A 15,328-nucleotide genomic window follows, 5' to 3' on the forward strand; every position below is an offset into this window, starting at 1 on the left:
CGCCGAAGGCACCGACAACGTCCTCTACCCGATGAAGGACGCCCTCAAGGCCCGCGCCACCGTCGGCGAGGTCTGCAACGCCCTGCGCGAGGTGTGGGGCACCTACGTCCCCACCGACGCCTTCTGACCACCCGCACGCACCCCGAGGACGAACCATGCCGTCAGACACCGCTCCACCGCTCCGCGTGGTGATCGCCAAGCCCGGGCTCGACGGCCACGACCGGGGGGCCAAGGTCATCGCCCGCGCCCTGCGCGACGCGGGGGTCGAGGTCATCTACACCGGGCTCCACCAGACACCACGTCAGATCGTCGACACCGCCGTCCAGGAGGACGCCGACGGCATCGGCCTGTCGGTGCTCTCCGGCGCCCACATGACCCTCTTCGCCGAGGTCCTGTCGGTCCTCGCGGAGCAGGACGCCCGGGACATCACCGTCTTCGGCGGCGGGATCATCCCCGAGACCGACATCCCGGAGCTGCTGGACCTGGGCGTGGCCGCCCTGTTCACCCCGGGCACGCCCACGCGCGCCATCACGGAGTGGGTACGGACCCACGTACGCTCCCTCTCCGCCCTGTCCTAGGGGCGGCCCCGTACCCCTGGAGGACCGGCAGGGCGCCGCTCGAGACACGCGGCGCCCGGTCCCGAGGCGGGAAAGACTCCCCGGCATGGACCTCGACGACCTGAAGGCGCCCGCCACCCCCGCCTGCGCCACCGCCCTGGAAGTGGCCACCGCGTACTGCACGCCCGCGCTGCTGAACCACAGCGTGCGCGCCTACATCTGGGCGGCCGCCCACGGCACGGCGCGCGGCATCGCCTACGACCCCGAGCTGCTGTGGGTGGCGGCGATGTTCCACGACATCGCGCTCATGCCCGAGTTCGACAGCCACACCGTCGGCTTCGACGACGCCTCCGGACACGTGGCGTGGGTGTTCGCCGCCGGCGCGGGCTGGCCCGTGCCCCGCCGCCGGCGGCTGGTGGAGGCCGTCGTCGCGCACATGCTGGACGAGGTCGACGTACGCCGTGACCCCGAGGGCTACCTGCTGGAGCGCTCCACCAGCCTGGACATCTCCGGCCGGCACATGGACGACTTCACCGACGCGTTCAGGGCCGGGGTCCTCGCCCGCCACCCCCGGCTCGGCATCGCCGAGGAGTTCCTCGCCTGCTTCCGCGACCAGGCGGACCGCAAGCCGGACAGCTCACCGGCCGCCGCCCTGCGCAACGACATCGCCGGCCGCATCCTCACCAACCGGCTGGACACTCCCTAGTCCCACATCCCGAGCGCGGACAGTTGCGCCACCCGCTCCGGCGACAGGGACGCCGCCCGGGAGCGCTGGTTGCTCACCCACGTCCCCAGCCGGACACGGTGCTCGCGGACACCGTTCGCGTCCTCCACCATGACCGTCTCCACGTGTGTGCGGGGCACCCGCAGGTGCCCCTCGCGCTCGTGGAAGCGGGTCGCCGCGGCGAGGTTGACGGCCCATTTGTCGGCCTGGGAGCGGCGCGGCGCGGGCTTCTCGTCCTCGGCGGCCGGCTCCATGCCGAGGACCTGCTCGCACATCCAGCGCTGCACCGTGCTCAGGGCGTCCCAGCCCAGCCGCTGGGCCACGACCCACCGGCCGAGGTCCTCGCCCTGCCGGACGGTCTCGCCCGCCCGGGTCGGCAGCGTGCCGCCCGCCTCCAGGTGCTTCCACGTCAGGTGGAAGCACCGCTGCCACGTCACCGGCCACGCCGGGCACCACGAGGGGTCGATGTCCTCCAGTTGTTCACGCCGCTCGGCGGACAGGACCGTGGCGCGGGTCCGCAGCGGCGGCAGCCCCGCGGCGGCCCGCTGCTCGTTCTCCACCGCCCTGCGTGCGGCGGCCCGCGCGTTCTTCAGCCAGATGCCGACCGGCGCGCCCTGGTGGGTGGCGTCCAGCGGCGCCAGCAGGTGGCCCTTCTCCGCCGCCCACGCCCGGGCCGCGGCGAGCCCCTCCTCCCAAGCGACGTCGTGGTGCGACCACACCATGTCCAGTTGCTCGAGCTGCGCCACCCGCTCCTGAGCGAGGCGGCCCCGGGCGTGGGCCCGCCGTGCGTCGGCGATCCACTGCCCCAGCGGGAACCCCGTGAGCGGGACGGGCCACCCCTCCACCTCCGCCCCCTCCCCGGTGGGCACCCGGTAGGTGAACGGCACCCGCAGGTCGCCGTGGAGCCGGCGGTACAGGTGGGCCGCCTCGACACCGCGCCGCCAGTGCCGGTGCTCAGGGTTGAGGACGCGCAGGCTGATGAACGCGGCCAGGGCGGCCGGGTCGCGCGGCGTCGAGAACCGCAGCAGCCGCCGGGCCGGTGCGCTCACGCCCGCCCACGGCCCGTGCTCCTCCTCGCCCTCGGGGCCCGTCTCCCGGCCCTTGGGGGAGCGGCTGGGCGCCTGCCGCTCGGCGAGCTGCTCCACGATGCGCGCGTCGTGGGCGCGCAGGGCCTCCAGCAGCTTGGCGAGACCGCCGTACGCCCGTGACGTCAGCATCGTGTCCGGTGTCTCGCCCGGCCCGAGCAGCACGGGCACCACCAGCGCGGCCGTCTTGCCCTCGCCGGGCCGCATCCGCAGCGCGCGCCCCACCGCCTGCACCAGGTCGGGCATGGAGCCGCGCACGTCCGCCCAGTACACCGAGTCGCAGGCACGGGTGTCGACGCCCTCCCCGAGCACCCGCACGGAGCCCAGGAAGCTCTTGTCCGCCACCGTGCCGTCCGCCGCGACGCCCTCGGCGAACTCGGCGAGCACCCGCCTGCGGTGCGGCGCCTTGTGCTCGCCGCACAGCCAGTCGGCCCACACCCTGCCCGGGTACCGCTCCGGGGCGTCGGCCCGCAGCTTGGCGGCCACCTCCGGCAGGCCCGCCGCGAAGGCCTCCGCCTCCCGCACCATGTGGTGGAAGACCAGCGTGCGCCGGAACCCCTCCTCGGCGGACGCCTTCACCAGCGCCGTCTGGAGGGCCGCCAGCCGCGCCCCGCGCACCTCGTCCGTACGCCCGTCGGCCCCCAGCAGCACGGCGGCCTGGAACCGCGCGTCGGCCACGTCCACGCACACCACCTGGTACGGCGCGCAGATGCCCCGGTCGATCGCCTCCGACAGCGTGAGCGTGTAGCAGCGCGCGCCGAACGGCCCGTCCGGGTCGTCCTCCATGCTCGCCACCAGCTCACCCGGCGCGCCCGGCTCCTGGCCCTCCTCGTCCCCGAGCTGCCACAGCCGGGGCGTCGCGGTCATGTAGAGGCGGCGCAGCGCCGGCACGCGCGTGTTGTCGTGGACGACCGCCCACGGCTTGCCGATCCGTCCCGAGGTGCGGTGCGCCTCGTCCACCACGATCAGGTCCCAGCCGGCCAGGCCCGCCCGGTGCGCCCGCTCCAGCGTGCCGAGCCCGAGCGAGGCGTACGTGGCGAACACCGTGCACCGCGCGAGGCCCCGGGTCCACTCGACCAGTTCCTCGGCGCTCGTGGTGTTGGGGAACGGCACGTCCCCGGCGCGCAGCGAGGAGACGCCGATCACCGGCCCCGTACGGCCGCCCTCGCGCCAGGCGGCCTCCGTCTGCGCCAGCAGGTCCAGCGAGGGCACGAGCACCAGGACCCGGCCCGCCCGCAGCTCCTGTGCGCACGCCACCGCGACGAGGGTCTTGCCCGACCCGGTCGCCATGATCACCTGCGTACGCAGCCCGCGTTCGGGCACGAGCGGCGGCGCGGGGGACTCGAAGGCCCGCAGTACGGCGTCGACGGCCTCCTTCTGGTGGGGCCGGAGCGTCTTCCTCGTCACCGGAGCACCTTCTCACGCACGCCTCGCCTCCATGGTGGCCGAGGCGGCGGGGGGCCGGCGACCCCCATGCACGACGTCCGCGGCGGCCCCCGCCGGACGCCGGGCCCTGGCGGAGCCCGCAGGTTCCTCGGGGAGAACCTGCGGGCACCGCACCTCCCACACGCGCCGGCCACGGCTGGAGGCGACCATCACCGGCAGACCGCGTCTGCCCCCGCCACCCGCCCGCACACTGCGCCGTCCGGGTGATCGTGCGGGGGAGGCGCCGACGGGTCTCAGGGTCAGCCCTGATGTGCCCCGCGCCGGCCGTCCCTAGGGTGGCCGTACGGGGCCAGGACACGGGGGAACGACGGGGGACGTTGTCCTGGGGGATGCGACCGGCTTCCGCCCGCCCGGGCGGGAGCCGGTCCCTCACGACCGGAGGTAGGTGAGCACGGCGAGGACCCTGCGGTTGTCCATCAGGCCGGGTTCCAGGCGCAGTTTGGTGAACACGCTGCGGATGTGGGTCTCCAGCGTCTTCGCGCTGACGCCCAGCCGCCCGCTGATGGCCTCGTTCGAACGGCCCTCCGCCATCAGGGCCAGCACCTGGAGCTCCCGCGCGGTCAGGCCGTCCAGGAGACTGTCGGCACGCCGGCGGGCCAGCAGCCGGGCGACGATGTCCGGGTCGATGGCGGACTGCCCGGCGGCCACCCTTTTCAGCGCGCCGTACAGCTCGTCCGCGTCGGCCACCCGCTCCTTCAGCAGGTACCCGAACCCGCGGGGCTCGCGCGCCAGGACCTCGACGGCCGCGCTGGTCTCGACGTACTGGGACAGCAGGAGCACCCCCGTGGCGGGGTGCCGGGCCAGGATCGCCCGGGCGGCCCGGACGCCCTCGTCGGTGTGGGTCGGCGGCATGCGGATGTCGAGGAGCACGGCGTCCGGCGCGTGCGCGGCCACCAGTTCCGGCAGGCCCTGCGCGTCACCGACCTGCGCGACCACCTCCACGCCGAGGTCCTCCAGCAGCCGGACCAGTCCCTGCCGCAGCAGCGGGGCGTCCTCCGCCACGATCACGCGCACGGCAGCTCCGCCCGGATCAGGGTGCCCTCGCCGCGGGGGCTGTCGACCACGAGCGTGCCGCCGACCGCGGCCACCCGGTCGGCCAGCCCGCGCAGGCCCGTGCCGTGCGACGGCTCGGCGACCGGCGGCATCCGTACGCCGCCGGCGCCGTCGTCCGCCACCTCCACCACGAGACGGCCACCGGTGTCGCGCACCCCGACCCGGATGCGCCGCGCGGCCGCGTGCTTGACGGCGTTGGCCATGGCCTCGCACACCAGGAAGTACGCGGTGGTCTCCACGACCGGCGCCCAGCGGCCCGGCTCCGCCTCGACCGTGACGGGCACCGGGCACTGCTCGGCCAGCGAGGTGAGGGCCGGGCCAAGGCCCGCGCGGCCGAGGACCGCCGGGTGGATGCCCCGGGCCAGGTCCCGCAGTTCCTCCAGCGCCTGGCGCAGGCTCTGCTCCGCCTCGGCGACGGTCCGCCGCAGTGCCGGATCGGCGCCCTGCGGGAGCCGGGCGTCGAGCCGGCGCAGCGTCATCAGGGTGTAGAGCATCCGGGTCTGCGCCCCGTCGTGCAGGTCCCTCTCCAGCTTCTTCCGCTCCTCGTAGGCGGCTTGGAGGACGCGCCGGGGGCTCAGCCGCTCGTGGGGCCTGAGGTCGCGCGACCACAGGGCGACGACCGCGGTGGCCGTGGCCATCAGCCGCGGGTCCTCCCCGAGTGCCCGGTCGTGCTCGAGGACCGCGTCGGCGCCCTCGTCCACCTCGACCCGGGTGACGTCCCGGCCCGTGTCCCCGGCCGCGCCGGGGGCCGGGAGCCGCACGGGGCGGCCGCCCGGATCGGCGTACCCGCCGCCCTCCGCCCGCACCCCGAGCACCAGGGACGGGTCCCCCAGCGTCCGCCGCAGCATCTCCTGGAGGTCCCGCTGCGTGGGCGCCCGGCCGACGCCCGTCACCAGGTCGCCCAGGGCGGCCCGCCGCAGCCGCATCCTCAGCAGGCTCACCAGGAACACGACCGGCACGGCCACCTGGCTGGCGTCCGACAGGGCGGTCATGACGGCGTCGGCCGCACCGAGGGCGTCCGGGTCCAGCAGGTACACCACCTCCCAGCCCACGAAGGCGAACGTCAGCCCGAGCGCGACCCAGGCGGGCAGCAGAACGCGGCGCCTGGCCGGGCTCCCCGTGCGCCACCGCCGGACCAGGGTCAGGGTGACCAGCACGGTCAGCACCACGCCCGCCCACCGGTAGACGAGGTCCACCGCGTCGAAGACCTCGGGGGCGTGGAGGACGAGCAGGGCGTTCGGACCGCAGTCCGCGCACGCCAGGTAGCTGCTGGAGGAGTCCGCCGCCGGGTCGTACAGCAGGGCCCGTACGAGCCCCCCGACGGCGACCAGCGCGTACCCGGCCACGACCAGACGGCGCTCGTTCGCGGTGGCGGCGCGCCCGTCCGGGAAGACCAGCAGCAGATGGGCGAGGACGGCGAGGTTGAGCGCCTCCCCCCAGGCCCCGATCGCGAAGAGCACCGGTACCGGGAAGCCCTGGAGGTTGCCCAGGAACCAGGTGAGCCCTTCGGCGAGCAGCAGCCGCCCGGTGCGGTTGGCCGGGCGCCGCACCCACGCCACCAGCCCGGACACCGCGAAGGCCCACCCCACCGCCAGGTCGCGCACCAGGTCGACCGGTTCGCCCCCGGCCCGGCCGTACCCCCAGGCGCCCAGGCCGCCCATGGCGAACGCCACGGCTCCCCACGGCACGACCATCCGCCACACGGCTCCCCGTGCCGTCTCCCCCTGCATGCTCCTCCTCGCCCGGTGTGTCCGCCCATTCTCACCCGGGTGGCCCACTGCCCCGTGCCGCCGGAGGGCGAATTGCTTCCTATCGCATTTCTCGCCCTTCCCACGAAATGATCCACGAGCGGGCACGAGCGGTCGGCGTGTCGGTCACTGCCGTGTCCTCCACTCGCCACCGGAGCGATAAAAGGCTCGCAAAAACACCCGAATGCCCTGCTGACATCACCCTATTGCCACGCATCGGGCTCAAGATCCACGGCGTTAGGGCGAACGTGACGACAGAACAGGTACCCGGATCGTTTCCCCATGGCCTCGCAGCAACCATCCGCGCGGGAAAGTGGACATTCACGCCACGATTTGCCGCCCTGCCCCTGGGAAAACACGCCACTTTGCACGACGAACGTCATTGCATCCCGCTGGAGTACACCGCATCGGTCCTGGAGGACTTCCTGTTGACGATGAACAGGATTCAGTCCGAATTCCACCGGCTGGCGAGCCGGGCCCGCGGACCCTTCGCGGCACACGGCGGTGAACAGGCGGGGCAGCCCCGTCATGTATGAGTCCCACGGCCGCCATGTCAGGCCGCCCGCCGACCTCCCGCCGTCCGAGCCGCTGTTCCCCTCCTGGGACCCGGCCGAGGAGCTGGCGAGCATGCTCCAGGGCGCCATCCCGCACCAGCACGGCGGCGTCCCCCTGCTGATGGAGGCCCCCGACATCCACGCCGCCACCCCGGGCGGCCCGATGGCCGGGCTGGAGCAGATCACCGCCGAACTGCCGCCCGTACGGCCTCCCATGGCGAGTCACCGCCGGACGGCGGCCAACAAGCGGGTGCTGAGCCTGCTCCAGACGTGCAGCGTCCTCACCGCCGCCATCGCCGCGGCCATCGTCTCGATGGTCAGCCTCTACGGCGGCATGGTCACCTACGACCCCTTGCGCCACATCGCCGAACCCCGCACCTCCGACGCCGTCGTCCAGTGGTGGCCCCTGCTCGTCTACGGTCCCTGGATGGTCGCCTCGCTCTCCATCCTCCGGGCCGCCCTCCACCGCCGCCGCGCGGCCCACTCCTGGTTCGTCGTCCTGCTCTTCTCGACGATCGCCATGCTGCTGTGCGTCTCGCAGGCGCCCAGGACGCTGTCCGACGCCGCGGCTGCCGCCCTGCCCTCGATCGCCGCCCTGGCCTGCTTCCAGCAACTGGTCCGCCAGATCACGCTGACGCGGCCGCCCCGCCAGGCCGCCCCCCGGCACCGCAACGCCCCCGCCCCGCCCCCGCACAAGCCCCAGCCCGCCGAGGAACCGGTCCCGGTCGCTCCGGCCCCCGAATAGCCACGGCGTCACCCCGCACGACCACGAGGTCATCGTCCAAGGAGCCCCGGGAGGGACTTCTTGGACGATGACCTCATCGCCGTGCAGGCCGTCCGACGTGACCGGGCGGGCCCTCGCCGGGGCCCGCCGGCTCACTCCTCGTCGGGGCCTGCCGGGGCGGTGCGCACCGGCTCCAGCCCGCCCTCGGGCTGTGACGGGGCAAAGGCGGGCCGGCTTGTCTGGCTCAGCACCCGCACGAACTCCCGGCGTGCCTTCAGCTCCACGGCGTCGACCCGCCAGGGCCGCAGCATCGCCGGCCCTGCCAGGGCGGACATGACCGTGCACGCGGACGCACAGGCGACAAGCAGCCACAGAGTCGTGTTCATCTGCATGACACTCTTTCTCCACGCTCGGACGCGATACCTCTGTGACGGACGTGTGTCGCAGGGGTCGCACGCATAACTTGCGCGCATATTCCGGGGTCACGGAATTGATTGGCGAATACTCGCCACGCGTGTTTGGAGTGGCAACCGAGAAGCTATGGGCCTATTTTCGCGCGGCGGACACGTCCCAGGGTGAACTCGCCGATAAAGATCACCAATTCGACCGCCGGGGAATGCGATCGGCCCGGTGACGCGGAGTCGCCGGTGCGAGGAAATGATCAATTCACCAGATGGAGAGATCCCGTCGGGAGGCGCACAGCCGTACGGGGGTACGGGGCAGGGGGCCGCTCCCGTCCGGCGGCAGGGGGCGGGCCACGCCCGGCTCCGACCGCTTCTCCGGAATCGTCCTCGCCCTGGTGGGCGCGATGGGTACGGCCTGGGCCGCACCCGCCGCCGCGGACACCTCCGTCAGGGCCGCCGCCGCGGCCGGCGGACACGCCGCGCCCACCATGGTCCACTGCCGGCTCAAGGTACGGGCCGGTGCCACCACCTCGTCCTCGGCGCTGCGCACCCTGTACAACCGCAACGGGAGCTGCCCCGGCTCCAGCGGCCACGACTCCATCCCGTGCTGGCTCGCCAACTGCGGCGGCACCATCAAGTGCGGCACCTACGTCCTGCCGTAGGGCCGTCTCACAGCAGGCGGGTACGGATGAAGTCCGGCAGCCGTCCCGCGTCCAGCTCCGCCTCCAGGGCGGCCAGTTCGGCTGACGTGGGGCCGGTGATGTCCAGGTAGCCGGGGTCCTCCGGCGGCCTTCGCCCCGGCGCCCCGCCGGTCGCGAGGGCGGTGGTCGCCCGCCCGTCACCGGCGAGGTGCCGGCCCATGGCCGCCTCCGGGCTCGCCGGCAGCCGCATCGGCCTGTTCCCCAGGAAGCGCCAGACGTCCTCCTGGACGGCCGGGAGGTTCGGCAGGCTGCCGTGCTCGCCGTTGACGTACCGGGTCTCGCCCACCCACGGCAGCCGGGCGGACGCCAGCGGGACCCGTCCGTCGCCGTCCCGGTCGGGGTGGTGGGGAATCCGGGTGGTGACACGGTCCATGTGCTGCCACAGGAAGCCCGCCCGCTTGTCGTAGGCGAGGCGGAAGAGCGTCCTGAAGCCGGTGCCGGCGATGACCGCCATGCGGTCGCGCCGGTCCTGGCCGAGGGAGCAGTGCCATGCGTGCAGGTCGTGGTGGTGCCGGGCGGCGGCGTCCAGCAGGGCCTGGAGGCGGAGCTGCCGGGCCGGGTCCAGCTTCAGGTGCCAGGCCGCGGCGTCGTACGGGTCGAAGTTGGTGCACGGGTGGTCGTGGAACACCCCGTCCTTGGCGCTGCTCGCCGGGTAGACCCCGGCCGGTGCCGGCAGCAGGTGCAGCACGCCCGCCAGGGAGCGGAAGGTGTCGCGTGAGAGGTACCTGCCGAGCAGCACCAGCCGGTCACGGCCCCACAGGTGGTTCTTGAGGTAGCCGCCGATGGCGGTCGCCCCGTAGTGCGGGGTGCCGAGGAAGACGATCCTGCCGACGTGGTCCCACAGACCGGGGTGGCGCATCAGCGCCGTACGCACGACGAGGCCGCCCATGCTGTGGGCGACGATGTCCACGGGAGGGTGGCGCCGGTCCCCGGTGCGCTGGGCCAGGACGGTGTCGTGCAGCCGGTCCGCGCTGATGTGGAGCGGCTTGCGCCAGTCGTAGGGGAAGGCGAGGGGATGGACGCCGCCGCGCCGCTCCGCCGCGAAGAGGAAGCCCTCGTAGGAGGCGTCCACGGCCACCGGCTCGATCTTGAAGGCGGGGTGGGTGTCGCTGTGGCCGTCCGGGGCCAGGGCCAGGCTGTCGATCCGGCCGCGCGAGCGGACGTCCAGCCACCAGATGCCGCCCAGCCCGGTGCTGGCGAGGATGCTGCCCATGACACCGGGCACGAACAGCAGGTTGGTGGGCCCGGCGCCGGCGAGGTGGGATGCCGGTGGCGGGCCGGCCAGCGCGGCGAGCTCCTCGTAGGCGGCGGCGCCGAGCAGGTCGCGCAGCGCGCCGGCGGCCGCCGCGTCCCGTACCAGCGCCATGCGCGCGGGTGTGTCCCCGGTGAGGAACCGGTGGGCGATGTCGTCCGGGTGGTGCGGTGTGCTCACGCCTGCCTCGCTCGGGTCTGCGGTGTCCGGGGACCGGGACCGGGCCGGTGCATCGCCGCCACCTCGTGCGGCTTGGCGATGAAGACGCGGTCGTCGTTGATGTAGCTGTAGAACAGGCCGCCGATGCTGCGGAACTCGTCCCAGAAGAACTTGCGCGTCTGGGCGAGGGCCTCACCGGCCGCCGTGGGCGCGCCCGCGGCGTCACGGGTGTAGAGGAAGTGGAAGAAGACGCCGGCGAAGCGCGCGGCGAAGTTCGTGGGCACCTTGCACTCGCTGCCGATGTACGCGCGGCTGCCGCGCTCCAGGAAGCTGTTCTGCAGTTCGTTGCTGTACGTGTGCTCGGCGGCGGACGTCTCACAGGCGTTGATGAAGATCAGGGGCTTGTCCGTCAGCGGGTCGTCGCCCATGTCCGTGAGCTGGAGGACGTCGCACGCGTCGCTGGTGCTGCCGAACCGCAGGCTCGGCCTGTTGCCCGCCCCGGTGTCCGCCTGGCAGAAGACGTAGATGAGCGAGACGGGGGAGGGGTCCCACAGGAACGCCGAGAGCTCCGCCTTGGGGTTCTCCTTCGACGCGGGCAGGACCGTGGGCTGCCAGGCGGCCAGTTCCCGCGTGTGCTCCTGGGCCGCCAGCAGGGTTTCGTCGTCCGGCCGGCCGCCCCAGTACATCAGGTGGGCGCGGACGGCGTCGTCGTCCAGCGAACGCGTGGACTCGCACGGGTGTATGACGTGGGAGATCCTCAGGCGCAGCCCCAGGAAGTCCTCCGCCCGCACGGGCTGCCCGGCCCGCGGCAGCCGGCCCCGGTACAGCAGTGGCCAGGGCACGTGCTGGGGCGTGCAGTCCTTCCAGTGGATGGTGAGCCGGTCCCCGGGCTCCAGGTCCTTGACCAGCGTGCTCAGCTCGGTGCCGTCGGGGAACATGGCCCGGAACAGTCGGCTGCCGGCCAGGGCCAGCGTGCGCATCTCGTCGCCGAGCGCGTCCGCGTCCCACGCCTTCTGGTCCTCCTCCCTGACGGCGGGCCGTGCCTGCGCCGACCAGTCCGCGCGCGGGCGGAAGTCGCGCAGGCGGCCGGCGACGTCCGCGGCGGAGATGAGGTTGTAGCGCTGCGCGCACGACTGCCAGTAGGTGTCCAGGGCGACCTGGGCGTCGCGGACCCGTTGCGCGGCCGCGGCGGACGGCTGCCAGGCGGTCAGGTTCGTCTTCTCCCGCGCGCCGGCGACCCGCATGCTCCACCAGGCGCTGGGCGGGTTGACGTAGAGGGACAGCTCGCGCGGCGCCCGCTGCCAGTCCTGCGGGACGTGCAGGGCCGTCTCCCTGGCGGGCACCCGCTGCCGGGCCCGTACCTGCACCGGTGCCCGGTGCCGCTGGCGGGGCCGCGGGGGGCATAACGCGCGGGGCACCGTCACCGCCTCCGGTCTCCTCTCGCCGTCCTCCGGGGCGTCGCCGCCGGCGGGCTCCGCCGTGGCGGGCGGCCGGGGGCCGGGCACGGCGGACGCGGCCGGTGCTCGCGGCGGACCGCCGGCGGGCGCCCGGCCCGGTGAGCCGGCGTCCAGCCCGCCCGGCTCGGACCCGGTGGCCGGGGCCTGGTCCACATCGAACTCGACGGTCAGTTCCCGGTAGGGGTCGCCGTCGACCATCACCATGACGTCGATGCGTGCCCTGCCCGCCCACCGCGGGGTCACGACGACGAAGCGTTCCTCGGAGTGTCCGCCCGGCGGGATGAGCAGGTCGAAGTCGACGTTCCACTGCGGTGCGTCGCCGCCGACCGTGACCGAGGACCGGAACCGCGGGTCCGCGTCGGCGGGCAGGGCCAGTTCACAGGTGGACGACGAGACGATCCAGTGCGTGTGCAGCCCGGCGGCGGGGATCTCGTCGGCCGGGATGACGCGTTCACCGGCGGCCAGGTTGCCGGGGTGGTCGGGCCCCACCTGGAAGCAGCCGGTGTGACTCTCGGCCACCCGCAGCCGGGTGTCCTCCGCGGGGACGTCGGTGAACCAGAAGTTGATGTGCTGGGCGTCGACGGCGTCCAGCTCGTGGACGGGCAGGACGTCGTCCGCGTCGCGCCCGCGGCCCTCGTCGTCGGGGAAGCCCGCCGACGAGGGGGCCGCCGGGGGGTCCCCCTCACCGCCTCCGCCACCGTCGCGCCCGCCGTGGGGAACGTCCGGGCCGGGCTCGCCGACGGGGGTCTCGTCCGGGTCGGAGTCCGCCCACGCGCCGGGCTCGTCGCCGCCGCGGTCCCCGCCGTCCCCGCCGTCCCCGGCGGAGCGCGCCGCGTGCACCCGCAGGCTGAGGTTTTCGAGCTGGGTGAGGAAGTCGTCGGACGCGGGAGTGCTCACCAGGGCGGCCGCCGGGGGCGGATGCGGTCCCCGGGCCCGTACGGGAGCCTCGCCGGCTCCGATCTCGCGCGCGGCGCCCTGCTCCCGCGCCTTGCGCAGGCCCCCTGCGTCGTCCGCCTCCGCGAACAGCTCCGCCGCCTCGTCCAGCGCCGAGACGGCCTCCTCCGGGCGCCCGCTGAGGCGCAGGGCCAGGTACAGCCCGTACACCGCGCGGGCCGCGCCCAGCGTCCAGTTGTCCCCGAGGCTGGTGCGCACCGCCCCTTCGAGGTCGCCCACGGCCCGCGCCAGGTCGCCCTCCGCGATCGCCAGCAGACCCGACAGGTGCGCGAACAGGGCCTGCGCCCGGACGTCCCCCCGCCCGGACATCCGGTGGTGGCCGGCGTCGACGAGCTGCCGGGCCGTGCCGATCCCGCCGTCCGTGCGCTGGAGCAGGTAGGCGATGACGACGGTGACGAGGTCGGCCACCACCTCGGGGTGGTCCGCGGTGTACTGCGTGCAGGCCGCGAGGTTGTCCAGCTCGGCCGCGAGCCACTGCGCCGCCTGGGAGGGCCCGCTGAGGGAGGGCGCGAGCTCGGGCAGGGAGCCGCGTAACGCGTCCGCGGACTGCTGCCGGCTCTGCAGGAGGTAGGCGGCCGTGGCGGTACGGCGGTAGTAGTCGACGAGCCGTCGCCGCACCTCCTCCGGGCCCGCCCCGCCGTCCGGCGCTCCCGTCTCGGCGAACCGCTCCGGGGGAGCGGCCAGGAGGTACGACGACAGCAGCACGTGCATCCGGAAGCGGCCGGGGGAGACCTCGGTCAGCAGGCTGTGCCGGTACAGGGAGTCCAGGCACTGGTCGGCGTACTCGACCGTCGTGTCCGCCAGGACGGCCGCCGCGCGCTTCTCCAGCTCCGGCCCCGGATGCATCCCCAGCCGCCGCAGGAACCGCCGCTGGGTGTCGTCCAGGGTGCGCACCGACGTGTCCAGCACGTCCGACACGGAGGCGCGGCCGCCGCCGAGGCGGGTGAGCCGCCGAGGGGAACTGGACAGGTCGTCGACCAGGTGCGGGACCTGCCAGGTGGGATGGGCGAGCAGGACGCCCGCGGCGAAGACGAGGGCCAGGGGCAGGTTGCCGCACAAGCGGGCCACCTCCTGGGCGTCGCCCGTGTCGCTCCCCAGGCCGCGGTGGCGCAGCAGGCGGTCGAACAGTTGGGCGGAGGCGTCCGGCGGCAGTTCGTTGACGGGGACGGACCGGGTGACCTCGGCCGCCTCCAGCCGGATCCTGCTGGTGACGACGGTGAGGCAGCCGGGGTAGCCCGGCAGCAGCGGCTCGACCTGGCTGAAGTCGGCCGCGTCGTCGAGGATGATCATCATGCGCCTCGACGCCAGCCAGCTCCGCCACATGCCGGCGCGCCCGTGCACGCTCTCCGGCTGGACCGCCTTGGGGAAGCCCGCCGCCGTCAGCAGCGTCCCGAGGAGCTGGAAGGGGGAGGCCGGCTCGTCCCCGGGGTCGTGGCCGCGGAGGTTGATGAAGAGCTGCCCGTCGGGGAACCGGTCGGCCACGCGGTGGGCGGTGTGGACGGCCAGGGCCGTCTTGCCCGCGCCCGGCATGCCGTGCACCAGGCACACGGACGGCTCGCCGGGGGTGTCCACCACCTCGACGAGCTGCGCCACCTCGTCCTCGCGGCCGGTGAACGTCGGCACGTCACGCGGCAGCATCCGCGCGGGCCCCAGCCGGTCGAACACCGTGGGGCCGGGCAGGCACGCGGCCGAGGCGCCGGAGGTGTCGTCCGCCGTCAGGGCCGCGGACGCGGCGGCCCCGACCAGACCCGGAAGCGGTATCACCGGCACACCGGAGACGCCGCCGGCCAGCGTCGTCAGGAGCGAGAGCCCGGCCGTCCGGGACAGCAGGGTGCCCCGCGAGGAGATCAGCAGCTCGTTGAGGAGGCGGACCAGGTCCTCGTCGGCGGAGGACGTCTCGCTCACCAGGTCCTGGAGCCGGCGCTGGAGGGTGACCGTCAGCTCGTGCTCCACCCGGGCGTCGTCGTGGTCCTGCGCGGCGAGAATGAGGTCGCGGGCCTCTTCGAGCTCCAGTGACACGTTCTCGGCCTCGTCGGGCCGTGCGTGACGGAACAGTTCCACCAGCCGGTCGCGGACGTGCTGCCAGGCGTCGGTCGCGAGGGCCCCCACGACGGAGGCTGACGTCGCGGCAAGAACAAGTGGATCCATCAGGCCCCCGCCCAATTGTCCGTCGTCCCCCACTCTACGAGCCGTGAGGGCGGTCAGGGCTCGTTTCGACAGGTTGTCCAGAAGCATGGCGAGGCGCCCCGTTCATTTCGTGCGACCGGCGTCAACGTACGTGTGTCGTACGGGAGTTGTGCGGAGCGGGCAGGGAAGGCGGGAGGGGTGGTCCCGGATCACTGAGCATGCGGAAGCCGTTCTGGGCGAAGTGGGCCGCCCCCGGAAGAAACCCGGCATCGCCCGGTCACAAGCGGACGTCCAGGTGCAGCACAAAGGGGCCGATCGAGGCAGCAACAGACGCTAGGCCCTGGCGGAATCCGCCCTCGGCCGTGTTACCGAATCGCGACAAT

11 protein-coding genes are annotated in these 15,328 nt (G+C 74.0%); 5 read left to right on the forward strand and 6 right to left on the reverse strand.

The genetic code is table 11. The annotated features are described in order from the left end of the window. Positions 1-155 precede the first annotated feature (155 nt). Positions 156-578, forward strand: a complete 423-nt coding sequence (locus E2B92_RS30080) for a cobalamin B12-binding domain-containing protein (protein ID WP_126889014.1) — start codon at positions 156-158, stop codon at positions 576-578. Between the two features lie 85 nt (positions 579-663). Continuing rightward, positions 664-1,263, forward strand: a complete 600-nt coding sequence (locus E2B92_RS30085) for an HD domain-containing protein (RefSeq protein ID WP_126889013.1) — start codon at positions 664-666, stop codon at positions 1,261-1,263. Here the strand turns inward: E2B92_RS30085 and E2B92_RS30090 are convergent. From E2B92_RS30090 to E2B92_RS33895, 3 genes are all read right to left on the reverse strand, one after another. Further along, the gene (locus E2B92_RS30090; RefSeq protein WP_126889012.1) at positions 1,260-3,773 is read right to left on the reverse strand and encodes a DEAD/DEAH box helicase; all 2,514 of its coding nucleotides are present in this window, start codon (positions 3,771-3,773) and stop codon (positions 1,260-1,262) included. The genes E2B92_RS30085 and E2B92_RS30090 overlap by 4 nt on opposite strands. Positions 3,774-4,181: 408 nt before the next feature. After that, on the reverse strand, positions 4,182-4,826 hold the full coding sequence (locus E2B92_RS30095; RefSeq protein WP_312846105.1) for a response regulator transcription factor: 645 nt from the start codon (positions 4,824-4,826) through the stop codon (positions 4,182-4,184). Next, positions 4,817-6,595 (reverse strand): sensor histidine kinase, encoded by a 1,779-nt coding sequence (locus E2B92_RS33895; RefSeq protein ID WP_268825571.1) that lies wholly within the window; start codon positions 6,593-6,595, stop codon positions 4,817-4,819. The genes E2B92_RS30095 and E2B92_RS33895 overlap by 10 nt, the downstream gene beginning before the upstream one ends. Positions 6,596-6,702: 107 nt before the next feature. Between E2B92_RS33895 and E2B92_RS30105 the strand changes: the two genes are divergently transcribed. Continuing rightward, positions 6,703-7,149, forward strand: coding sequence for a hypothetical protein (locus E2B92_RS30105; protein WP_126889011.1), 447 nt, complete (start codon positions 6,703-6,705; stop codon positions 7,147-7,149). After that, entirely contained in the window at positions 7,142-7,912 is a 771-nt protein-coding gene (locus E2B92_RS30110; protein ID WP_133087769.1) for a DUF2637 domain-containing protein, read from the forward strand. The genes E2B92_RS30105 and E2B92_RS30110 overlap by 8 nt, the downstream gene beginning before the upstream one ends. A gap of 131 nt (positions 7,913-8,043) precedes the next feature. Here the strand turns inward: E2B92_RS30110 and E2B92_RS30115 are convergent, their stop codons facing one another. Then, positions 8,044-8,277: a hypothetical protein gene (locus E2B92_RS30115; RefSeq protein WP_126883319.1), complete on the reverse strand. Its 234-nt coding sequence runs from the start codon at positions 8,275-8,277 to the stop codon at positions 8,044-8,046. Between the two features lie 287 nt (positions 8,278-8,564). On the opposite strand from E2B92_RS30115, the gene E2B92_RS30120 reads away from it, so the two are divergent. Next, the gene (locus E2B92_RS30120) at positions 8,565-8,957 is read left to right on the forward strand and encodes a hypothetical protein (protein WP_126883318.1); all 393 of its coding nucleotides are present in this window, start codon (positions 8,565-8,567) and stop codon (positions 8,955-8,957) included. Between the two features lie 7 nt (positions 8,958-8,964). On the opposite strand, the gene E2B92_RS30125 is transcribed toward E2B92_RS30120, so the two are convergent. Both E2B92_RS30125 and E2B92_RS30130 read right to left on the reverse strand, forming a co-directional pair. After that, a complete protein-coding gene (locus E2B92_RS30125) occupies positions 8,965-10,428 on the reverse strand; it encodes an esterase/lipase family protein (RefSeq protein WP_126883317.1) in 1,464 nt (487 codons plus the stop codon). Beyond that, positions 10,425-14,927: an AAA family ATPase gene (locus E2B92_RS30130; protein ID WP_133087770.1), complete on the reverse strand. Its 4,503-nt coding sequence runs from the start codon at positions 14,925-14,927 to the stop codon at positions 10,425-10,427. The genes E2B92_RS30125 and E2B92_RS30130 overlap by 4 nt, the downstream gene beginning before the upstream one ends. Positions 14,928-15,328 lie beyond the last annotated feature (401 nt).

It is taken from the genome of Streptomyces sp. WAC05374, assembly GCF_004353505.1.
Lineage (GTDB): Bacteria > Actinomycetota > Actinomycetes > Streptomycetales > Streptomycetaceae > Streptomyces.

What these genes read in the sequence shown, in the direction of transcription:
- E2B92_RS30085 (WP_126889013.1), top strand. Translation starts at nt 664, where the DNA reads ATGGACCTCGACGACCTGAAGGCGCCCGCCACCCCCGCCTGCGCCACC.
- E2B92_RS30120 (WP_126883318.1), top strand. Translation starts at nt 8,565, where the DNA reads ATGGAGAGATCCCGTCGGGAGGCGCACAGCCGTACGGGGGTACGGGGC.
- E2B92_RS30115 (WP_126883319.1), bottom strand. Translation starts at nt 8,277, where the DNA reads ATGAACACGACTCTGTGGCTGCTTGTCGCCTGTGCGTCCGCGTGCACG.
- E2B92_RS33895 (WP_268825571.1), bottom strand. Translation starts at nt 6,595, where the DNA reads ATGCAGGGGGAGACGGCACGGGGAGCCGTGTGGCGGATGGTCGTGCCG.
- E2B92_RS30080 (WP_126889014.1), top strand. Translation starts at nt 156, where the DNA reads ATGCCGTCAGACACCGCTCCACCGCTCCGCGTGGTGATCGCCAAGCCC.
- E2B92_RS30110 (WP_133087769.1), top strand. Translation starts at nt 7,142, where the DNA reads ATGTATGAGTCCCACGGCCGCCATGTCAGGCCGCCCGCCGACCTCCCG.
- E2B92_RS30105 (WP_126889011.1), top strand. Translation starts at nt 6,703, where the DNA reads ATGATCCACGAGCGGGCACGAGCGGTCGGCGTGTCGGTCACTGCCGTG.